This is a genomic window from Niallia oryzisoli (genome assembly GCF_036670025.1).
Lineage (GTDB): Bacteria > Bacillota > Bacilli > Bacillales > Cytobacillaceae > Bacillus_BD > Bacillus_BD oryzisoli.
In genome coordinates, this window is record NZ_CP137640.1 from 2,513,776 (window position 1) to 2,534,201 (window position 20,426).

Annotated in this window: 20 protein-coding genes and 3 pseudogenes; 14 read left to right on the forward strand and 9 right to left on the reverse strand. The window is 35.7% G+C overall.

What is annotated here, in order from left to right:
* Positions 1 to 114: 114 nt before the first annotated feature.
* From R4Z09_RS12550 to R4Z09_RS12565, 4 genes and pseudogenes are all read right to left on the reverse strand, one after another.
* Positions 115 to 429: a hypothetical protein gene (locus R4Z09_RS12550; RefSeq protein WP_338452624.1), complete on the reverse strand. Its 315-nt coding sequence runs from the start codon at positions 427 to 429 to the stop codon at positions 115 to 117.
* Between the two features lie 439 nt (positions 430 to 868).
* Positions 869 to 1,048 (reverse strand): annotated as a pseudogene (locus tag R4Z09_RS12555) (integrase); the annotation flags it as partial.
* A gap of 81 nt (positions 1,049 to 1,129) precedes the next feature.
* Entirely contained in the window at positions 1,130 to 1,327 is a 198-nt protein-coding gene (locus R4Z09_RS12560) for a YwbE family protein (RefSeq protein WP_338452625.1), read from the reverse strand.
* Positions 1,327 to 1,518: a hypothetical protein gene (locus tag R4Z09_RS12565; protein WP_338452626.1), complete on the reverse strand. Its 192-nt coding sequence runs from the start codon at positions 1,516 to 1,518 to the stop codon at positions 1,327 to 1,329. The genes R4Z09_RS12560 and R4Z09_RS12565 overlap by 1 nt, the downstream gene beginning before the upstream one ends.
* Positions 1,519 to 1,999: 481 nt before the next feature.
* Here R4Z09_RS12565 and R4Z09_RS12570 point away from each other — a divergent pair.
* The 10 genes and pseudogenes from R4Z09_RS12570 to R4Z09_RS12615 all read left to right on the forward strand — a co-directional run bounded on the left by R4Z09_RS12570 (position 2,000) and on the right by R4Z09_RS12615 (position 11,746).
* Positions 2,000 to 3,268: pseudogene (locus tag R4Z09_RS12570) on the forward strand (IS110 family transposase).
* Between the two features lie 1,152 nt (positions 3,269 to 4,420).
* Positions 4,421 to 4,675 carry a hypothetical protein gene (locus R4Z09_RS12575; protein WP_338452627.1) on the forward strand — a complete coding sequence of 85 codons (255 nt, stop codon included), beginning with the start codon at positions 4,421 to 4,423 and terminating at the stop codon, positions 4,673 to 4,675.
* An 874-nt stretch (positions 4,676 to 5,549) separates the two neighbouring features.
* Positions 5,550 to 6,317 carry a glycosyl hydrolase family 8 gene (locus tag R4Z09_RS12580; protein WP_422392298.1) on the forward strand — a complete coding sequence of 256 codons (768 nt, stop codon included), beginning with the start codon at positions 5,550 to 5,552 and terminating at the stop codon, positions 6,315 to 6,317.
* A gap of 46 nt (positions 6,318 to 6,363) precedes the next feature.
* Positions 6,364 to 6,543, forward strand: coding sequence for a hypothetical protein (locus R4Z09_RS12585; RefSeq protein WP_338452628.1), 180 nt, complete (start codon positions 6,364 to 6,366; stop codon positions 6,541 to 6,543).
* Positions 6,544 to 6,636: 93 nt separating this feature from the next.
* Positions 6,637 to 6,930 (forward strand): metal-sensing transcriptional repressor, encoded by a 294-nt coding sequence (locus R4Z09_RS12590; protein ID WP_422392268.1) that lies wholly within the window; start codon positions 6,637 to 6,639, stop codon positions 6,928 to 6,930.
* Between the two features lie 17 nt (positions 6,931 to 6,947).
* The gene (locus R4Z09_RS12595) at positions 6,948 to 8,312 is read left to right on the forward strand and encodes an MATE family efflux transporter (protein WP_338452630.1); all 1,365 of its coding nucleotides are present in this window, start codon (positions 6,948 to 6,950) and stop codon (positions 8,310 to 8,312) included.
* 172 nt (positions 8,313 to 8,484) lie between these two features.
* Positions 8,485 to 9,399, forward strand: a complete 915-nt coding sequence (locus R4Z09_RS12600; protein WP_338452631.1) for a DUF1259 domain-containing protein — start codon at positions 8,485 to 8,487, stop codon at positions 9,397 to 9,399.
* 282 nt (positions 9,400 to 9,681) lie between these two features.
* Positions 9,682 to 10,878 carry a chromate transporter gene (locus R4Z09_RS12605; protein WP_338452632.1) on the forward strand — a complete coding sequence of 399 codons (1,197 nt, stop codon included), beginning with the start codon at positions 9,682 to 9,684 and terminating at the stop codon, positions 10,876 to 10,878.
* 17 nt (positions 10,879 to 10,895) lie between these two features.
* Entirely contained in the window at positions 10,896 to 11,330 is a 435-nt protein-coding gene (locus tag R4Z09_RS12610; protein ID WP_338452633.1) for a Chromate resistance protein ChrB, read from the forward strand.
* Positions 11,327 to 11,746 (forward strand): chromate resistance protein ChrB domain-containing protein, encoded by a 420-nt coding sequence (locus R4Z09_RS12615; protein WP_338452634.1) that lies wholly within the window; start codon positions 11,327 to 11,329, stop codon positions 11,744 to 11,746. Before R4Z09_RS12610 ends, R4Z09_RS12615 begins: the two co-directional genes overlap by 4 nt.
* Positions 11,747 to 12,235: 489 nt before the next feature.
* Here R4Z09_RS12615 and R4Z09_RS12620 read toward each other — a convergent pair whose 3' ends face one another.
* The gene (locus R4Z09_RS12620; RefSeq protein ID WP_338452480.1) at positions 12,236 to 13,510 is read right to left on the reverse strand and encodes an IS110 family transposase; all 1,275 of its coding nucleotides are present in this window, start codon (positions 13,508 to 13,510) and stop codon (positions 12,236 to 12,238) included.
* A 415-nt stretch (positions 13,511 to 13,925) separates the two neighbouring features.
* Here R4Z09_RS12620 and R4Z09_RS12625 point away from each other — a divergent pair, with 415 nt between their 5' ends.
* The gene (locus R4Z09_RS12625; RefSeq protein ID WP_338452635.1) at positions 13,926 to 14,633 is read left to right on the forward strand and encodes an ABC transporter permease; all 708 of its coding nucleotides are present in this window, start codon (positions 13,926 to 13,928) and stop codon (positions 14,631 to 14,633) included.
* Between the two features lie 233 nt (positions 14,634 to 14,866).
* Here the strand turns inward: R4Z09_RS12625 and R4Z09_RS31065 are convergent.
* A pseudogene (locus R4Z09_RS31065) lies at positions 14,867 to 15,698 on the reverse strand (tyrosine-type recombinase/integrase).
* A gap of 289 nt (positions 15,699 to 15,987) precedes the next feature.
* Between R4Z09_RS31065 and R4Z09_RS12635 the strand changes: the two are divergent.
* Complete coding sequence (locus R4Z09_RS12635; protein WP_422392269.1) at positions 15,988 to 16,557, forward strand: hypothetical protein; 570 nt, start codon at positions 15,988 to 15,990, stop codon at positions 16,555 to 16,557.
* A 270-nt stretch (positions 16,558 to 16,827) separates the two neighbouring features.
* Here R4Z09_RS12635 and R4Z09_RS12640 read toward each other — a convergent pair whose 3' ends face one another.
* Together R4Z09_RS12640 and R4Z09_RS12645 are read right to left on the reverse strand one after the other, a co-directional pair.
* On the reverse strand, positions 16,828 to 16,911 hold the full coding sequence (locus R4Z09_RS12640) for a YjcZ family sporulation protein (protein ID WP_422392299.1): 84 nt from the start codon (positions 16,909 to 16,911) through the stop codon (positions 16,828 to 16,830).
* Between the two features lie 355 nt (positions 16,912 to 17,266).
* A complete protein-coding gene (locus tag R4Z09_RS12645; protein ID WP_338452638.1) occupies positions 17,267 to 17,755 on the reverse strand; it encodes a glycosyltransferase in 489 nt (162 codons plus the stop codon).
* Between the two features lie 333 nt (positions 17,756 to 18,088).
* On the opposite strand from R4Z09_RS12645, the gene R4Z09_RS12650 reads away from it, so the two are divergent.
* Together R4Z09_RS12650 and R4Z09_RS12655 are read left to right on the forward strand one after the other, a co-directional pair.
* Positions 18,089 to 18,937 (forward strand): DUF2935 domain-containing protein, encoded by an 849-nt coding sequence (locus R4Z09_RS12650; RefSeq protein ID WP_338452639.1) that lies wholly within the window; start codon positions 18,089 to 18,091, stop codon positions 18,935 to 18,937.
* A gap of 355 nt (positions 18,938 to 19,292) precedes the next feature.
* Positions 19,293 to 19,793, forward strand: coding sequence for an SRPBCC domain-containing protein (locus R4Z09_RS12655; protein ID WP_338452640.1), 501 nt, complete (start codon positions 19,293 to 19,295; stop codon positions 19,791 to 19,793).
* A 294-nt stretch (positions 19,794 to 20,087) separates the two neighbouring features.
* Here R4Z09_RS12655 and R4Z09_RS12660 read toward each other — a convergent pair whose 3' ends face one another.
* Positions 20,088 to 20,288 carry a cold shock domain-containing protein gene (locus R4Z09_RS12660; protein WP_028397474.1) on the reverse strand — a complete coding sequence of 67 codons (201 nt, stop codon included), beginning with the start codon at positions 20,286 to 20,288 and terminating at the stop codon, positions 20,088 to 20,090.
* Between the last annotated feature and the right edge of the window lie 138 nt (positions 20,289 to 20,426).

The window sequence follows — 20,426 nt, forward strand, 5'->3', positions numbered from 1 at the left end:
TTGGCGGCTTTTCTTATTGAATGTGGCAGGTTTGTTCAATGACGCCGTAAAAGTTAAAGTGAACAAATAAAAAGAGACAGTATACCACGCTGCCTCTTTTAGTATTGTTAAGATCTATTTAATATCTTCTCGTGTAATGATTCTATGTTTTAATTCTGAATTCATATCTAAAACACCTATGACAATTTTATTATCTTCGGTCACTGTTATGTATCTAAAATAATAATCATCAGATATCAACAAATCGGTGTCATTCGTCATTTTTTCCATTTTGGCAAATACATCTACTGTGTATTCAAGTTGGAAAAAATCATCCAATCCTTTACTTGAGCCCCCAACCCAGTTATATAGAAAATCTTTCAGTGTGATTTGTTCAATCACCGATAATTGTTTCTTGAATTTTAACTTATCTACTGTAACGCTTAGCATCTTCCATCACTCCTTAATGAGGTTTATTGTATACATAGAAGATTTCACCAACAATGCAATTTGCGTAACATTCAGTTTACAGTTTAGTTACTAGCCTAATATCAACCCAATAACACACTACGACTCTTGTTTTAAAAATGTCAGTTATAGAGTTTAGTGAAAGTAGGCTAAATATAAGTCATAAAAGCTTATAAGAATTACTAATGGCATATCATCGAAAAATAACTATCAACTTATGGTATTTTACGAGGTTGTATTAAGATATAAACGGTTCGTTCATCAAAGAAGGAATTTATTGGAAAAAGAAATCTTGTTTAGAATAGCTACTAAACAAGATTTGGATAGAATTTGTTGAAATGCTTGCTGATGATATATTGGGAAGGAGGCGTGAGCGTTATGAACAACCACTTCCAGTAAGTTACACAAAAGTATTTCAAGCTATAACATCTGACCGGTTGGACCAATTTATTCTACCTATATCTAAGATAGCAACTTCTCCTATTCGAAATCCAGTGGAGAACATGAATTCAAATAGAGCCTTTTCCATTGGGGAAACACAGGCTTCCCGTAAATGTTTAATTTCCATTTCGGTTAAAAATTTAGGAATTCGTTTACCTAATGCTTAAAATAGGATGGAAAAAAGAGTAAATAAAAAAGCATTCTGGTTGTGTACTGTTCCTTGAATGCTCTTTTACTTTTTTTATTTAGAAATTATTTTTTGTACACGTCCGATCTGTCCATCTGTTAGCCTGACTTTGATACCGTGGGGATGAGTGACCGATTTGGTGAGAATATCTTTCACGATGCCTCTGGTGAGCTTTCCCGTTTTTTGATCCTTTTTTAAAACAATATCAACTTCCAAACCTGGTAATATGTCTTTCCGATTTTGTCCGTTCATTAGACACCCATTTTTCTGCGGGTATTGCTTGTTTTTTTCGTTTGCTGACTTTTCATTTTTTTTGTTGAAAGGTCGGCATTTATTTTTCTTTTACCAGAGTTCTGGTTCTTTTTGTTTTCAAGCTGCTGCCTCATTGCATCTTGCAGGCTGATTTTCTTTTTTGGTGTTTGTGATTGATTATTCTCTGTCATAGGAAATTCCTCCTTTTTAATATGATAGTTAGTCCAGTATAATCGATTTTCGCTTATTTGTGAAAGAACAACGAAGGTAATGCAGAAAATTATGGTTTTTTCCAATTAATTAATTTAAATCATTGTCTTGATGCCTAGGTAGGTAACAATTGAAAAAATATCATTAGATCCATAATAAGTCGTTCAATAGCTATTTTCTTATTTGATTAACGGTCAGATTAGTTGAAGAATCGTTTCTAGCTTTTATTCAATAATCGGACCAGATTGTTGAACAACACGTTCAAAGAACATTGGTATGAACAAAGAAATTGTGAATGCATTCACTTAAATCAACGGAACAGCATTCCTGTAATGAAGGAAAATGGAGTTTGAACAAAAAAATAACCTCTTGGTAGAATGAGAGAGTCCTAAAGCCGGCACGCAAAAAGGACAAACTCAATTACCAGGAGGCTTATAAAATGAATTATAACAAAATGAAAAGATTGCTCAAATTACTTCTCAGACTCTTATTATAGGTGTAGATATTGCGAAGTTCAAGCATGTGGCACGAGCACAGGACTTCCGAGGAATAGAATTTGGATCTCCTTGTTATTTTGAGAATTCAAAGGAGGGATTTCAGATATTTCTGGAGTGGATCCTCAAAATAAAAGAAGAACAACACATGAATAAAGTGGTTGTTGGTATGGAACCTACGGGCCACTATTGGTTAAACCTAGCCCACATTCTAAAAGCAAACGATATAAATTTGTGGCAGTAAACCCGTTACATGTAAAGAAAAGTAAGGAACTCGACGATAATTCACCGACTAAAAACGATGTGAAAGACGCTAAAGTTATCGCACAGCTGGTCAAGGACGGGAGATATGCTGAACCAACAATTCCACAAGGTGTTTATGCAGAACTCCGTGTGGCGAAAAAAATACGTGATCTCCTAACTAATGACCTTCAAACGGTACAAGGCCAGATTCACAACTGGCTAGACCGCTATTTTCCTGAGTTTTTAACTGTCTTTAAGAGTTGGGAAGGGAAAGCAGCCTTGCAGTTTTTAAGGCTAGGGGCCTTACCGCATGAACTGATCCGTTTCTCTGATCAATACTTATTGGATCATTTACGGAAAGCAGTTAGTCGCAGTGTAGGACTAAACAAAATACAAGAGTTAAAAAAGCAGCTAAAGAGTCCATCGGACTTTGTCAAGGTTCTAGTATGGCCAAATTAGAACTGGCCACTCTGCTTGATAAATATGACTTGATACAAGAGAAGTTCGAAGAACTGGATCAGAAGATAGATACTTGATTGAACATATCCCAGGTGTCCAGCAAATGTTAGCCATCAAGGGAGTGGGAAGAGATACTGTTGCCGGCTTCTTTGCAGAAGTGGGAGATCTACAAGAGTATTCGCACCCTAGATAAATCATAAAGTTAGCTGGATTAAGCTTGAAAGAGAACACTTCTGGTAAGCATAAAGGGCGAACAAAGATCACAAAAAGGGGAAGAAAGAAGCTAAGGGCTCTCCTCTTCAGGGTATGTATGATTATGGTCGCGAAGAACTCGGCCTTTAAAGCTCTGCATGCCTATTACACGCAGCGTCCGGACAATCCTCTAAAGAAAATGCAGTCTCTGATTGCCTTGTGTAATAAACTAATACGCATACTCTTTGCGATTGGAAAGAAACAATTTGAGTTTAGTGAAGAGAGAATGTTAAAGGATATCCCTCATATGAGAGCAAAAATAGAAGTTGAAAAAGCAGCTTAATTCAGTAGGAAAAGTAGAGTAGAAAAGGATTTTTAGTGTTATAAGTCTCGTACATTTGAAGCACGGATTAGTCAGCAAAGCAACTAAACTTCGGGCAAGGACCCTGTGGGGCAGCATGACTGACATCTACCTCGTGGAAAGGTTGGACGAAGGAATTTGAGAGCAAAGACTCTGTGAGGCATGGGAGGGTTGACCTCCATGAGATATGTGGAGATCCACCAGTGCGATCATATTTTAACTCATCCACCATTTATTGTAAGTGTGTGGCTATTGAGCGATCAGTCTTTTCGCTTCAATGGCCCAAATTTATCCTTAAAAGATAAATCCAACCACGACGGCGAGAGTATAACATCAAAATAACATTTTTTAAAATACTGAGAATACTGGAGAAAACGCGAGTTTTCACTTTGTTTATTGAGGGAGTTTAGTTTAATAAGAAGAACATGTCTAATTCATATTTGACAGACAATGAGAAATAAAACTAGCTAGGGGAAATTACCTAGCCATTAGAAAGCTTATTAGTTTGTGGGTATATTTTTTCAAAAAACCTTTGAAATCCAAAGTTAAGCAATGCATCTGTAAAGATTAACAGAAAGAAATAAATGGATTTCACGTTAATTTGATAAACATTAAGCTTTTTGAATAAAGCTAGTATTGGAAAAGCATATATTAAATTTGCAACTAAATTGATTAATGCGTATAAAAGAAATTTCCCTTTCGATAAATAAAAAAACCATATTGTTAAAACAATATAAGGTCCAAATAAAAGTAAGAATGCAGTTTGTGTCAGATTTTTTCGCTCTCCTTTTACTTTCCATAACTTATGAGTAGTAAAATAAAAGATTTCACACATTACGGTCATAGAAGAAAACAAGATAACTGGGAGGTATTTAACAAACAATTTCTTCTTATCAGGGAGAAAAATAACAGATAGCCAAGAAACTAAAAACAGGGAAACTCTTATGCAAGTTTGTAGCATTTTATCATTCCTTTAGTTTTTATATAGTTTGTTTCAAAAGGTACATTTTTTAATGTGTAATTCGATGATAATATGTAATAAAAAATGTAGTTGTTGAACTAACAAGTGCTTTACTTGAAGAGATTTGGCTATAACTTAGTCAACTATTAAGTAACTTAATGTAGGGTGAATTTATGAAGAAAAATTATACAGTTTTTTATATTTCTAAAAAACCACGTTCTGGTGGGATAGGTCGTGAAATACTTTCATTTGAAGGCACAAAGGAAGCATTTTTAAATTTAATCACTTCAATCATTCTTTCTAAGTATGGATGTTATAAGGTTAATCTTGTACAAGATAAGAAAAAACATATGTGTCTTTTTGGGATTAAAAGGCGGGGAAGAAAAAAAGAATTTAGAGTTTTTATAATGGATGTCCTTAATAAGTAATTACAACTAAAAAGAGATAATGCTTGTTCAACTACCATGAAAATAAGTTTCCTTCAGATATGAATAAAGGCAATACTTAAGAAGACCCTGCTCAATCGTCAAAAAAAAGAGGAGGGCGTGACTGGATTAAGGTCAATATCAGTATTGACAGTTCTTAACCATTTTCATTCTTTGTGGTGCAGTTCGGCTGCATGGATGGCTAACGGGCAGGTTAGTTAAGTGACCATTCCGATTCTGTTAAAATTCACATGGATAGTTTAATAAAATTTGGATTTATTTTAAGGTCAAATTTAATTGAATTTGACCTTTTTTAATTGACGAATATCCCCTTAGGGGGGATATTATAGAAAATAGGTATAGTGTTGTTGTTTCTGTGGAGGGTTAGTAACATCTCTTTTTCTTTAGTTTTACATTTTTACTTAATACTTTTTCATATAAATATCAGATTTATTAGCTATGATGGAGAGCTGGTAGCCCGGGAAAACCTCAAGGATCCAGATAAGTCCTGGAATCCTTAGCACTGAATGTTCGTTATAACGCAAATGTATTATTAAATCATTTATTCGATGGAAAGCACAAAAAACAACAATATGGGTGGTTATAAGATATGAAAAAAATATGGATAATCCTAATTCCGATCGCAATTATTGTAACAACATTTGTGGTTATAAGTTCTTTACAGCGAACTATAAACATACATACTAATACTGAAGAACAAAAAAGCCGGGACATTATACTTCCTAATGATATTTCTTCGAAACAAAGAAGACATGATATTACGTACGCTTATGAGCTGTGGAACGAGCAGTACGTGAAAAAAATTAAGGGACAACCAACTTAATATTATGTTTCGTTTGATAATGATGATAATACGATCTCCGAGGCTCATGGATATGGAATGTTAATTATGGTGAAGATGGAGAAACAGTTTGGTATAAAAACAAAGCAGTATTTTGATGGGATGTTTGCCTATGCCAAGGATCATCCATCTGATATCAATCCTTCATTCATGGCTTGGAGACAGTATCGTCAAGAGGATGGAACCATGGTGGATGATAAAAATAACGGGGTAACAGACTCTGCTACAGATGGTGATATGGATATCGAATATGCATTGTTGCTCGCTGACCAACTTTGGGGAAGTGACGGAGAAATCAACTATAAACGTGAAGCCATTAAAATTATTAATTCGCTGATGGGTTCTGTTGTCAACAAAGATGAATGGACATTAAAACTAGGTGACTGGGTAAAAAATAATAATCCAAAATATGGAACAGCATCTAGAACATCCGACTGGATGATTGGTCACATTTCCACCTTTTATGATGTAACAGGTGATGAAAGGTGGAAAAAAGTTTTAGTCCGGATGATAGAAATGATTACAGGTATCCAAGACAACTTTAGTCCTGAAACCGGACTGCTTCCTGATTTTGTTTGGAAGCAAGAAGGAGAATTGATTCCTGTTGATGGTGACTTTTTTGGAGAGCAAAAAGGACCTTATTATTCATACAATGCATGCAGGGTGCCATGGAGATTAGCAGATGGATACTTCATCACAAAGGATGAGAAAGTGAAACATCAATTAGAAAAAATGAATACATGGATCATGGAAAACCACACAAAATACCCCTTCAAAAATTAAGTCTGGTTATGCTCTAGATGGAGAAGCACTGGTATCCATATCAGAGATGCCCTATGTTGCCCCATTTGCAGCGAGTGCTGTAATAGATGCCGGTAATCAAGAATGGTTAAACAAATTATGGAAGCAGATGACTAAAGAATTAGGTCCAAACAAAAAGAGTAAATACTACGGTGACAGTATTCGACTGCTGGTTATGCTGTTTATTGAAGAAGCAGGAGGAAAATAAACTCGTATTTCAAGGAACAATTCAAATGAATTTGTTCCTCTTTTTGTTTGACGTATATCATAGGGGGATAATAATCAAAAGGGAGTGAAAAAATTGAGCACTGATAATCATCATCATAAACACTATCATAAGCAAAGAAAAAATATTATCAATCGGCTTGCTAGAATTGAAGGACATTTAAGAGGGGTTAAACAAATGGCTATTGACGGACGTGATTGTCCTGATATTCTTCTTCAGATTGCTGCAATTAGAAAAGCGCTAGATAATACTGCAAAATTAATCTTTGCGGATCATATGGAAAATTGTTTAATGAATGCCGTACATCAAGGAAACGAACAAAAAGTTTTAGATGATATTAAAAAAGCATTAGATAACTTCATCCGGTAAGGGGATTGAAACAAACTATGGAAGTTGAACTACACGATAAAACGACAAAACAAAAGTTTTCTACTATCATTGCTTTAGCTGTACCTGCAATGATTGAAAATATTTTGCAAACCGTTGTCGGTTTCGTTGATACTCTTTTTGTTTCAAAATTAGGTTTAAATGAAGTGACAGCTGTAGGTGTCGCTAATGCAGTTTTGGCTGTTTATATAGCTATTTTTATGGCATTAGGAGTTGGTACTTCTTCTCTTATAGCAAGAAGTATTGGAGCAGGTAATATGGATAGAGCGAAATCCATTGCTCGCCAATCAAGCATCATATCAGCTATTTTTGGGTTAGTATTTGGGGCAATAACTCTATTCTTTAGCGAACCATTACTCCGTTTAATGGGTGCTAAATCCAATGTATTGGCAGATGGCGTTACATATTTTCAAATAGTTGCCATCCCATCGATTTTCATTTCACTTATGTTTATCTTCGGAAGTATTTTACGTGCTTCAGGGGACACCAAAACACCTATGAAGGTGAGCTGGTGGATAAATTTCATCCATATTGGATTAGATTATGTTCTCATTTTTGGAATCTTTGGATTAAAGGGATTTGGAGTAGCAGGAGCTGCGTGGGCAACGTTCATTGTACGGATAATTGGAACTCTGGCGTTGTATCTTTACATTAAAAGGTCAAAAATCTCCTTCTCCTTATTTGGTTCCTATTCAAAAGAGGATTCTTTTTCTATTTTAAAAGTATCTGCACCAGCAGCGATTGAACGTTTAATAATGCGATTAGGCCAGGTGCTTTATTTTGGATTAATTGTTAAGATTGGTGCAGATACCTATGCTGCCCATTCAATTGCTGGTAATATCGAAACATTCTCTTACATGCCTGGATACGGTTTGGCAATTGCAGCTACCACACTGGTTGGTCAAAGTGTTGGCGCAAAGCGTTCGAAAGAGGCTTACCAATATGGAACGATGACGACATGGATCGCAGTTGGTTTTATGTCCTTTGTTGGGGTATTGTTGTATTTTCTTTCTCCTTGGTTCGCTACATGGTTCACAACGGATAAAAATGCTATCGACATGGTTGTAACTGCTTTACGAATTGATGCATTTGCCCAACCAGCTTTAGCTATTGGTTTAGTGTTGGCAGGGGCTTTACAAGGTGCTGGTGATACGAAAAGCCCGATGTACAGTACAGCTATTGGTATGTGGGTCATACGAGTTCTTGGTGTTTATATTCTGGGAATTCACTTTGATATGGGAATAGCAGGTGTTTGGATTTCAATTGCAATAGATTTATATGTTCGAGCTGCATTCTTACTGATTAGATTTAGAACCAATTCTAAAACTAGCCATAAAAGAGTTCTTGTTCAGGAAAAATTTTAATAATAAAAGACCGTTAAACTATCCGTTAACGGTCTTTATTTATGTGATTAAATTTATCCTAATTCAAAGAAATACGCATTGACAAGAAATGCGTCCGTTATATGAAAGAAAAAGCATAAATTAGGGAATTTTAACAAATGAAATCCATGTCGCTAAAAAGGAGAGTTATTTTATGCTTAAACAGAAATATAGGACAATTATTGCTTTTTTAGTTGTTGTTTTAATTGCTAATATGCTGTTTGGTACCTCAATACATGCGCAGAATTCTTCTTCAAAAAATCCTTCACCACAATGGAAACTTGTAGAAAAAGAAATAGGAAAATCAGGTGTAATGAAGCCAGGTGAAATCTTTTATATCAGCCTACCACGTAATGATTTAAAAGTGACTGTAAAAGGGACACCAATTCGCACTGGATTGGCTTTAGGGGGCTGGGTGGCTTTTAAACAAATAGACAGTCAAACGATGGTCATGGGTGATTTAGTTCTTACGGAAAAAGAAATTCAACCTGTTATGAATGAGCTATTTCATCAAGGAATTAAGGTTTCTGCACTACATAACCATTTATTAGGTGAAACGCCCCGAATTATGTATTTGCACATTGAGGGGCATGGAAATCCAGTTCAATTAGCGAAAGCAATTAGTTCTGGGTTGCAACTAACAAAAATACCAAAGAACCGAACAGCCGAATCGGTTTCCTTTTCCATTGATAAACAGAAACTTGATAAAACCTTTAGACATAAAGGCACGATTTCGGATGGCGTTTATCATGTAGCTATACCCCGATTAGAAAAAATCATGGAAAATGGCATGGAAATCCCTCCTGCTATGGGGGTTGCTACAATGATAAATTTTCAGCCGACAGAAAATGGGAAAGTCGCAATAACTGGGGACTTTGTACTTACAGCTGAAGAAGTAAATCCTGTTGCACGTACTTTACGTAAGCATGGTATTGACGTAACTGCCTTATATAATCACATGTTAACAGAGAATCCACGGCTGTTCTTTTTACATTTTTGGGCAAATGATGATCCTTTCAAATTAGCAAATGCGTTGCGTGAAGCCTTAGACAAAACACATAGCATCTAGCTGTTATGCTTTAAACATTAGAGGGTGTGGGGCTTTGTATCAAGATGTTATCTTTCATATTGAACGGTGGGCTTTGCTGGAATAACTGGCAAAGCCTTTTTCTTATCCAGGTTAAGGGGATTTATTGGGCGTAGACAAGTATTGGCTCTTTGTATTTTCCCATAATGGCATTTTCCGCGCTTATAATTTGTAACCAGTATTACAAATTTCTCTTCTCACATTTACTATCACCGCATATATTGGTTTAAATGTAACCAGTATTACTTAAGAGGGGGATTAATAATGAGTAAGTCTTTAGAAAATGAGTCTACTGTTCAGCCCCAAGCTGCAACGTACTCACTTTTGCAACTAATCTTATATTTTTTAAAGCTGGGCACCATTGGTTTCGGAGGACCTGTGGCTTTGACAGGGTATATGTACCGTGATTTGGTGGAAAAACGTGGTTGGATCTCTGAGGATGACTATAAAGACGGTCTTGCATTGTCACAGCTGGCACCAGGTCCTTTAGCCGCACAATTGGGGATTTATTTGGGGTATGTGCATTATCGTATTCTAGGAGCAACATTAGTAGGAATAGCTTTTGTTATACCTTCTTTTATAATGGTTGTTGCTTTAGGTTGGGCATATGTACGTTATGGTGGTTTAACTTGGATGCAATCTGTTTTTTATGCAGTTGGTGCGAGTGTCATTGGAATCATTGCACTTAGTGCTTATAAATTGACGACGAAGACGATTGGAAGGGATTGGCTCCTTTGGCTTATTTATATTGTATCACTTGCCTATACGACTATAATGGAAACAGAAGAGGTTTTACTTATCTTATTGGCTGGAATCCTCTATTGGTTGGTAAAAACACCACCGAAAAACTTATTTAATAAAAATAGGCTCAACAGCTTTGTCGGTTATCCATTTTTCTTGGCTTTGGCAAAATACCCAGCTGTTGATTCAACCACGATTTGGAATATTTTTATCTTTTTTTCTAAAGCTGGGGCTTTTGTATTTGGAAGTGGTTTAGCGATTGTTCCTTTTCTTTATGGTGGTGTAGTTGCTGAGCAACAATGGCTTAACGCACAGGAATTCGTCGATGCAGTTGCTGTTGCAATGATTACTCCAGGACCAGTTGTAATTACAACCGGTTTTATAGGGTACTTGGTAGCTGGTTTTTCAGGAGCAACTATTGCAGCTGTGGCGACATTTCTACCTGCTTATTTGTTAACCATTCTCCCTGCTCCACTGTTTAAGAAGTATGGAAAATTACCTGGAATTGCAACTTTCATTACAGGAGTAACAACTGCGGCAGTTGGAGCCATAACAGGGGCAGTTATTGTTCTTGGGCAACGATCAATTATAGACATCCCAACGGCTTTGTTTGCTGTGGTTACACTCGTTATACTATTGAAAAGTAAAAAGATTTCGGAGCCTATTATCATCCTCATATCAGCCATTATCGGATTAATTGTTTACCCAATTATGCAGTAAAATTAGGAGTTGGATTTATGCAAGTTTGGCTGCATTTAGTGTATAAGATTCCACGTAACCCTAGTAAAGTGAGGGTTTATGTGTGGCGTAAATTAAAGCGACTAGGTGCTGTTCTTCTTCACGATTCTGTTTGGTGTCTTCCTTCTAATCCTAAGACTAAGGAACAATTTCAATGGTTAACTGTAGAAATCAAAGAACTAGGGGGAGAAGCATCTCTATGGGAATCACAACTGGTTTTGGGTATGAAAGGTGAAGATATAATCAAAGAATTTATGGAGCAAGTTGAACAGGAGTACGTCGAAATACTAGCAGAGTTAAAAAAAAAACAGATCGACCTTGTTTCTCTCTCCAAGAAATATCAGCAAATTAAAATAAAAGATTATTTTGAATCTGAACTAGGGAAACGTGTTTTGAGTGAATTGCAAAATGCCAGAGGAGGGATAAATGGATGAAATGGGTTACCTGGGGAAATGTGGGAGTAGACAGAATGGCTTGTTCATGGCTCATCAAAAAGTGGATTGATTCAGAAGCAGAATTTTTATTTGTCCTGATCGGTCAGAATCCATTACCAGAAGAAGCAGAACCATTTGATATTCCTGGGGTTCGCCTTTCTCATCGAAGAGGACATTGTACATTCCACACCATGTTGCGAGAATTTAAGATTAAAGACCCGGTATTAGAACGAATAGCTCAAATTGTAGATGAAGCTGATACCATACAAGAGGCATTTCTGGAGCCGATTGCACCGGGACTTGATTTTATTTGTGACGGAATTCGATTAACTAGTCCTGATGATATAACGGCTTTAGAGAGAGGGAGTATCATATTTGATGCTTTGTATGCTCAATTATCCGCAAAACTACAATAAATATATAAATTAAATCTTTTATTTAACTAACGGATGCAAGAGTAAAAGAAGCAGCTGCTATTTTTGGCGGCTTTTTTCTTTTGTGCTCCCTCAGTAAGATGCGATTATCTCTCAAATACTCACTAATTCGCAGGATTTCAAATCACTTGAAATGACCATATGGGATTGATTGAATGAGATTTTGACATGAAGGCTGGATGAAGGCGTACTTAAATAAAGGATTCAGTAATAAATCCAATGATTTCCATATAATGCACGTATTCTCCACGCTACCCCTGGAGGTTTTCACTCCCATGTCTCAACGGGTCAATGCCCTCTCATTCCTTCGTTACACCTATCCAAGTGGTAGAGGCCGGTCTTTCTAACGGAACGGGTCTGAGCCCTTTTGCACAATAAATCCGGTACTCGTACTTTCTTTGAAATCCTACGAATAAGCCAATATTCGAAAGGTATTAAACTTAAAGTAATTATTTATTTATCAATTTAACATTAGGCAGCTATTGACATAATAGGTTGTACCTTCTCAGGATGATAGGAATCATTCTTTCTGGCCATTCCTACTAATACTCTTGCGAGTTTATGAATTAATTTCATAATTGATTTCATTTTCTTCATCTTTTTCACTTTAACATTGTTAGCGTGCAGCTCTTTAAAATCAGGGTTGTTCATGACAAGACTCATAGTCGCTAAATACAAGAAGCGCCGTAAACGAGATCTCCCACGTTTGGAGAGGACAATTTGACCTTTCCATTTACCTGAACTTGCCTCTGCAAGATGCAATCCAGCATGACGCAATAAAGAATTCCCGTGTGCAAATCCACTTAGATCTCCTGATTCTCCTAAAATGCCTGCAAGGGCAATTTCGCTAATCCCTTTAATGGCAAGTAACTTTCTTGCGAAAGGTATTCGTTTAAGGACTTCAGTGACTTCCTTTTCAACTCGCTCAAGTTGCGCGGTTGCTAGATCAAACTCTTCAATTAATTGTTCCAGATGGAGTTTATAAGCATCAAGTGCTTGTCGAGTTCCGACTGAATGCATAGCTAATTCAATTAATACTTGTGCTTTTCTTAACCCAGGTTGTCTCTTCATTTGGGTTTTCCAGCCTACAACGATATCTGGTGCTTTCATTGAACGTAGTTCAAGTGGTGTAGGGAATAAGCGTAGAGTTGCCATTGCCCCTTTGCCTTTAACATCTTTGAATACCTGCCGAAGTTCGGGGAAAACAATATCGACCCAACGGTTTATTTGATTGACAGCACTGACATATCGTTTAACCGTCATGTCACGGTTAGACATTAAAACTCTTAGTTTTTCAAAGGCCTCAGAAGTAGGACGAATAAAGGAATAGTAACCATTCTTGACCATATCAGCGATAACAAGAGCATCTTTTTTATCACTTTTAGATCGGCTATTATCACGGTTTTCCTTATTCTTTTTTACGAGGTGTGGGTTAACAGTTACTGCTTCAATATCTTGGTCATATAGCCATTTTGATAGGTTAACCCAGTAATGTCCTGTAGGTTCCATGCCGATAATAGTAGAGGCAAAACCTTTTAAGGTTTTTAACTGGTTAATCCATTGAAGTAATCTAGCAAAACCCTCTTCATTATTTTCAAATGTAAGAGGATCACCGACTATTATTCCACGGAAATTTACAGCTCTAGCTACGTGTAATTCTTGGGCGATATCCACACCAACCACAAGGTGTTTATCTGAAATTCTCTCAATTAGTTGATTTTGTTTGTCTTGCATCTTAAACTTCATATTAGGGTTCCTCCTTAAGGTTTTGAGTTAGAGTGGTGTCTATACTCATATCTTACTAAGGGACCTAATTTTTTTCAAAGTTGATAATTAGCTGTCTACAGGAATTCTAACGGAGCAGTTGTGTTCAAAAAGGATTAGGAAGATAAAACAGCGAATTTATTACAAAACGGAAGCTTTTCTAAAGATAGACTTCAAAGAAGGAGTTTAAAATATGAAATGCTTAAACGATCTAATTTCCAAAAGATAAACTTGATATTGGCACAGTTGAAAAACTAAAAGGGCTTTTTACGTGAAGAATTAATCTTCCTATTCCAAACTACGTGAGTAGATTCAGGCTATGAATTGGGTAATAGCTCTTTTTTTATTTTAAACTATAAACATTGATTAAGTATTTTGCTTAATAGGAGGTGTAATAATGCATGAAATAAATAATTCTTCTCTTTTTATCATCTTCATTCTTGTTTTAATACCGATTATCATTTCTTATAAACAGAAACTTGGAATTGGAAGTGAAATTATTGTCTCTTCAATTAGAGGTTTTATTCAATTACTTTTATTAGGATTCTTTGTTTCGTCTCTTTTTTCACTCGAAAAATGGTATGTAGTATTAGGCTGTATTTTACTTATGACGGTTATTGCATCTCTGAATATCTCCAGAAGAGGGGATGAATATCGTAGCTCATTCTGGATTGGACTAATCTCGATTTTCATGTCCGTTAGTGTTTGTCTCACATCCTGGATATTATTCGATATTATACCTTTTGAAGCCCAATACTTATTACCAGTTGCTGGTATGTTTATTGGGACTGCGATGGTATCAGGTTCCGTAGTATTTGAAACGTTAAAAAAGAATATAAAAGAAATGGAAGATTTAACTTCTATACGAAATGAATCCATTAAATTGGCTATGATACCATCAATTGATGGATTAAAAACAGTGGGTCTTGTTCAGATTCCTGGGACTATGACAGGTATGATATTGGCTGGCGGCAATCCATTCGAAAGTGTAAAATACCAAATTTTTATTTTGTTTACTCTCTTAGTGGTAACGTCTTTGACGGCAATACTAACAAGTTATTTTAAATTAAGATATAAAACATTACAAGGAAACAAAATTAAATAAAAGTTATTTTAGACGTTTTTTTCATAAAAATTTGAAAACGATGTTAAATCTGAGTGTTAAAATTCATCAACGAAAAAGTTATAGTCATAACAAGAATTGGATTTTACCAAAATAAATATTTTACGTTAAAAACAACAATCTATACGAAAACAGCGAAAAATTATGATTTTTCACTAAACTGGTGCAAGAGTGAAATAAAGCAACGGATTCGAGATGCGCTGCTTTATTTATTTTTAAAAATACTTCATATATAATTGCTGCCTGATGCTTCGCTTAACTGGGCATATATCCGGGTGGTTTCACTTTTTTCATGACCTAATAGGCTTTGAATAACATCTAGAGGTGCTCCATTATTTAAAAAGTGGGTTGCATAGCTGTGCCTTAGTTGGTGTGGATGAATGTCTTTGTTAATGCTGGCGCGGTTTGAAATCCGCTTAATAATGTATCGCATCTGGGCAATGCTCATTCGATTAGGATCCCGTTCCGTGACAAAAATAGCAGTGTCCTTGTCTTCGCGATTATCTAGGTATCGTTTTAACCAAATTTCGCAGAGGATATTGAAATAGACTTCCCGTTCCTTATCGACTTTACCTCTGATAATGGCGGATCGGTTCGACCAATTAATTCTACCTCTATCTAATGAAACAATTTTCCTATTCGGCATCCAGTGGAAAACATGAATTCAAACAGAGCCTTTTCCATTGGGGTGCAGCATGCTTCACGTAAATGCTCAATTTCCATTTCTGTCAGAAATTTAGGGATTCTTTTCCCGGTTTTAGGTTCTTTAATTTTAGCGGCTGGGTTTTGGGGAATATGCCCTTCTTCATGAGACCATCGAAACAATGATTTCATAAAACGAATTCGATGAGCCAAACTTGCAGGCTTAAGGTTTTCACTTGATTTTGCTAAATAAGATTTTAATTGTTCCGTAGTGATCGTATCAAGTTGAACATCTTTTACAAGCGAATCAGTAACGCTGATTGAAGTTTATATGCTTTTAATGTTTGCGGCACCTTCGATTCGTTTATCAGATTCATACGTCTCCCATGCTTTAGATAATAACAAATTTGATCTCTCCCAATAATATCTTTTTTAAAGAAATTATTGACCGGATTTACGAAATTGAAACGGTAATTCTTATTAAGCTAAAGGGCAGTTTACTTGAAGAAGCATAATTGTTACGAACTACGAAAAACAGCGTCTCAGGTTCATAAAATAAAGATTCCATCTTCATGGGGGCATAAAAGCCCGATAATCAACTCATATATTTTCAAGAAAATATACTTTTGGCCAAGCAATTATTATTGCCTAGTCATTTAATAGTAATAGTTCTAAAGGAAAGAGTGGTGAGGATATGAAGAGCAATAAAGTAAATTATAATGATATGGACAGTGATAAAAAAGATCTTAATCAGACACTTGAGATTAGAATCGTAAAAGAAAATGGAGAGGAAGTTAATGTTGGTCCTCTTGTTGATAAGGAAAAAATTGTAATCGTTATTAACAATCAGTTTACTAGCGCACCCAATACCACACAAATTGCCAGTGGAGCTGGACGAAACAGTGCTGCCGGGAATAATGCTGCAATTGATTCGTCGAATACCGAACAGCAACAAAGTGTTGGAGCTAAGGGGCAGGCTAGTAATACAGGTATGAGCGGCGACCAGATTGAACCGCATAATAAGGAAAAAGATCACTCACAGCATGATGAAGAAATTGTTATTGTCATAAATAATCAAGTAAATACAACAAGTACCGAACAGGCAGGTGCTACCCAGGTAGCAAGTGGTAGTGGAGATGACAGTGCAGCAGGAACAAACGCTGCCATTGAAAGTTCCAATACCAAACAGCAACATGCTGTCGGAGGAGATGAAACTGGTTCGGCAGAAAACTCAGATGAAGCTTCCAACCAAACAGAACAGTGACATTATGGAAAAACCTGCTCCTATGAGCGGGTTTTTTAATGTCAAGGACTAATTTGGGTACCTTTAAAGGAGAAATTATTCAACCAAAAGAATGAATGTGAAAAAATTCACTTAAACTAATGGGAGTTTAGTTTAATAAGAAGAACATGTCTAATTCGTAGTTGACCGAAACTGTTTGGCAAGAGGGAGCTATTTTCAAATAAAAATAAGAGAATGCCACACTTTTAAAACAAGTATGGCATTTTGAGAAGTAATAACTCATTTAATAAATTAGTATCCGCCACTCATGAAAGATGCACCAACAATAATTAAAAGGATAAAGAGAACAACAATTAAGGCAAAGCTGCTTCCCATTCCCCCACCGTCGTAGCTTTGGGACATACGTTTCACCACCTTTATTAAAGCTATTATAAAGTATGTGAAACTTGTCTTATTTGAAATAGACAAACATTGAAGTAAGAAAAAATAGGATTTTATTAGCTACAGTTCGAAGATAATACGTAATAAAAAATGTAGTTGTTGAACTAACGGGAGCAAGAGTGGAAGAAAGGGTTGCTGCGGCACCCCTTTTTCTTGTTCTGCTAATGGGTAGTTTAGTGAAATAATACAATACGAAACCAGCATCGGGTATTTGCTTGAATCAGTTTTAGATATTTAAGCAAATGACCCCATAATGAAAGAATCTCCAACAGAAATGGAGATTCTCCCATTATTTATTAAATTTATCCTGAAACTGCTTCACAACTGCCTCTGAAATAGTATCAGCCATTAAGATTATATGTGTGACTCCTTTGTCAATTGAAACAATTCTTGCGTTCCAATCTTTTGCTAAGCTTGAAGTTAAATCATTTGTTACTAATTTCAGATGCATATAAAGCAAATTTTTTAAATCTTCATTTTTCAAATAGGGGTTGGCACCGCTAAGGAAAGCTGCTATTTCATCAGCATTTCTATACCATTCTTTGTTTAGCTGATTCACCAAGGCTGCATTTCCGCTTTTAGCTGCATCTACAATTTTTCCCGCAATAACAATATGCTCCTTAAGCAAACTCGTAAGTTTGTTCCCAGCTTCCTCTCCGTATACTGGCTTTACAGCATTACCAATATCCTCCTGGTTTTTCAGAAGCCTAGCCAGTACCTGTTTTTGATCCTCCGTTCCAGCTGTTGTTGCACTTGTAATATAATTACTTGTCCACAATACATGGTCAATCCAAAGTCTTCTGAAATTATTTTCGAACTTTACCGCAGATTGGCTAATAATTGTACTTGTGGTTGGGCGTAGGCAATGGTAGTTCCAGTCACCATGTTTAGAGGAAATAACAAAATAAATCCCATCAACAATAATTTTTTCATAAAACCTTCTACTTCAAGAGTTAAAAAATGCACTTTTTATTATTGATATATGGGATTTTTTTTATGCCTAAAAATGGTTCTTCATTTCCAGCTGATCTATAAGACTTGCTTAAAGGCATATTTAAATGAGCATGTAAATATGAATAGAACAAAAGGAGTATTTCGGGGAGGTTATAGAATGAACGGGGATGATACATCTTTACATGCTGATACTGGTGTTACCTCTGGATTGTTTGTTGAGCGCTCTTTAAATGAAATTCGTTTTTGGGCTAGGATCATGAAAGAACATTCTTTATTTCTTCGATTGGGTTTTAGAGCAGAGGATACTCAACTAATTCAAGAGGCTAATCAATTTTATCGCTTATTTGAACAGATCGAACAAACTGCACATTCCTTTAATAATCAAACAGACCCCGAACAAATAAGAAGATTTAATTCAGAGGTACAACAAGCTGCTACTAATATTTTCATATTTAAACGGAAAGTATTAGGACTAATTCTCACATGCAAATTGCCAGGGGCAAATAATTTCCCACTATTAGTGGACCATGTAAGTAGGGAAGCTAATTATTTTAGAAAACGATTAATTGAATTAAACGAAGGTAAATTACAAGCACTTCCAGATGCCATTATTAAAGAAAATGTCTTCTTCTTAAGAATTATGGCAGACCATGCCAAATTTATTGGTCATCTCCTTGATCCGTCAGAAAGGAAACTAGTTGATGTAGCACGGAATTTCAGCAATGATTTTGATCAATTGCTGTTTCAAGCAAGGGACTTAGAATCTATGAGGCCACAATCTCAAACAGTTCCTCTTTTAGATCAATTCCTTGATCAAAATCGGGTGTCGGTCGCATCTCTTAGGGACTTCAAGAAAACAGCTCGTGATTTAATTGAGCAATGTAAAATAAAGAGCATTATTCATCCCCTTTTAGCAGACCATGTTTTCCGTGAAGCTGATAGGTTCCTAGAAATTATTGATATGTTTGACGCACATCTTACAGGAGGCAGCTCACAGCCTGGATAATATTTTAGATGAAGATCGCTGTGGCGATCTTTTTCTTGTGGTACGAAAGGGGCAGGTTAATTCAAGAAAAAAAACACAAGAAATCCCAATATCTAGGACTGAAAAAATGTATTATCTTTAATGAGTAGGACCATTTTATGTAAAATAGTTACCGTATACAACCATCAATCATGTTGGAACAAATAAATGCGAAAAACGGAAAGTAGCTTCTATTGTGAAGGATTTTTCTTTGTAAAATTATCCAATATTAGGTATACTTGTTTTTGGTATGACTACGTTCGTTTTACAATGTTTCAAGTAGTGAAAATATAATAATGAGTCAACAGAATAATAATCGTTGAAGAGGATGGATCGCATGGCAAAAACATCAATAACAACCCTTAATATGAAACGCAAATTTGATGTACCAGCAGAAAAAGTTTTTGACGCGTGGACTAAAGCAGATATGATTAAAAAATGGATGTTCACCATGGAACATACGAATAAAGTGGCAGAGAGTGATCCTCGTGTAGCTGGAACATGGGAAATTGTGGATCATCGAGATGGGAAAGATTACCGAGCTATTGGAGAATACAAAGTGGTGGAACCACCAACGAAACTCGTTTTCACATTCAAAATGCCTCAATTTAGTGATTTAGAAGACGACATTACAGTGGAGATCGAATCGCTTGAATCAGGCTGTGAAATGATTTTCACACAAGAAATTAACGTGATCCACGAAGAAGGTTGGACCACAGAAGATATTGAAAAAGCACATAAAGATTGGAAAAAAGAGACTGAACAAGGTTGGCATTATATGTTTTTAGGTTTGAAGGAATTAGTAGAAACAGGAAAAATTACATATCCATCATTTTAATATAAATTAAAGGTAACAAAGGTTTTACTTAATCTGGATAAAGCCTTTCATATGTAAAAGATGTCTAGGAACAATTGAACTAAGATTAAATTTTATTCACCAAAATGGTGCTTTAATGTAAGAATAATCATAGAAATAATTAGACTTTTTTATAAAAGATTGATCTCGAAAATACAAATTATAAACGAAATTATAAATGCGAGACAAGAGAATGTCGGCAATGTGGAATGAAAAAGAATATATGAGAAGAAAACAAGAAAGAGAAGGGTTATCCTTCTCTTTAAATATGATCAATTATAATTTACGTACGTTAGTAGCTTGAGGGCCACGTTGACCTTGCTCAATGTCAAATTCAACTTCTTGACCTTCATCTAGAGTTTTAAAGCCTTCACTTTGAATAGCGCTGAAATGTACGAATACATCATCTCCGCCTTCTTGCTCAATAAATCCAAAACCTTTTTCACCGTTAAACCATTTAACTTTACCAGTTGCCATTAAAAAAATCCTCCTAAAATTTTATCGACCATTTTACAAATGACAAAATAAAGTAAAAACTGTAACCTCTATGAAGATTTAATTTTGCTATCTCCGTTAAAGTTACAGCTCCTTTAAATCTCTATCGCAAAAGTAAAA

What these genes read in the sequence shown, in the direction of transcription:
- R4Z09_RS12655 (WP_338452640.1), top strand. Translation starts at nt 19,293, where the DNA reads ATGGCAAAAACATCAATAACAACCCTTAATATGAAACGCAAATTTGAT.
- R4Z09_RS12635 (WP_422392269.1), top strand. Translation starts at nt 15,988, where the DNA reads ATGAAGAGCAATAAAGTAAATTATAATGATATGGACAGTGATAAAAAA.
- R4Z09_RS12575 (WP_338452627.1), top strand. Translation starts at nt 4,421, where the DNA reads ATGAAGAAAAATTATACAGTTTTTTATATTTCTAAAAAACCACGTTCT.
- R4Z09_RS12620 (WP_338452480.1), bottom strand. Translation starts at nt 13,510, where the DNA reads ATGAAGTTTAAGATGCAAGACAAACAAAATCAACTAATTGAGAGAATT.
- R4Z09_RS12565 (WP_338452626.1), bottom strand. Translation starts at nt 1,518, where the DNA reads ATGACAGAGAATAATCAATCACAAACACCAAAAAAGAAAATCAGCCTG.
- R4Z09_RS12560 (WP_338452625.1), bottom strand. Translation starts at nt 1,327, where the DNA reads ATGAACGGACAAAATCGGAAAGACATATTACCAGGTTTGGAAGTTGAT.
- R4Z09_RS12605 (WP_338452632.1), top strand. Translation starts at nt 9,682, where the DNA reads ATGAGTAAGTCTTTAGAAAATGAGTCTACTGTTCAGCCCCAAGCTGCA.
- R4Z09_RS12640 (WP_422392299.1), bottom strand. Translation starts at nt 16,911, where the DNA reads ATGGGAAGCAGCTTTGCCTTAATTGTTGTTCTCTTTATCCTTTTAATT.
- R4Z09_RS12550 (WP_338452624.1), bottom strand. Translation starts at nt 429, where the DNA reads ATGCTAAGCGTTACAGTAGATAAGTTAAAATTCAAGAAACAATTATCG.
- R4Z09_RS12625 (WP_338452635.1), top strand. Translation starts at nt 13,926, where the DNA reads ATGCATGAAATAAATAATTCTTCTCTTTTTATCATCTTCATTCTTGTT.
- R4Z09_RS12595 (WP_338452630.1), top strand. Translation starts at nt 6,948, where the DNA reads ATGGAAGTTGAACTACACGATAAAACGACAAAACAAAAGTTTTCTACT.
- R4Z09_RS12660 (WP_028397474.1), bottom strand. Translation starts at nt 20,288, where the DNA reads ATGGCAACTGGTAAAGTTAAATGGTTTAACGGTGAAAAAGGTTTTGGA.
- R4Z09_RS12600 (WP_338452631.1), top strand. Translation starts at nt 8,485, where the DNA reads ATGCTTAAACAGAAATATAGGACAATTATTGCTTTTTTAGTTGTTGTT.
- R4Z09_RS12610 (WP_338452633.1), top strand. Translation starts at nt 10,896, where the DNA reads ATGCAAGTTTGGCTGCATTTAGTGTATAAGATTCCACGTAACCCTAGT.
- R4Z09_RS12615 (WP_338452634.1), top strand. Translation starts at nt 11,327, where the DNA reads ATGAAATGGGTTACCTGGGGAAATGTGGGAGTAGACAGAATGGCTTGT.
- R4Z09_RS12650 (WP_338452639.1), top strand. Translation starts at nt 18,089, where the DNA reads ATGAACGGGGATGATACATCTTTACATGCTGATACTGGTGTTACCTCT.
- R4Z09_RS12585 (WP_338452628.1), top strand. Translation starts at nt 6,364, where the DNA reads ATGCCCTATGTTGCCCCATTTGCAGCGAGTGCTGTAATAGATGCCGGT.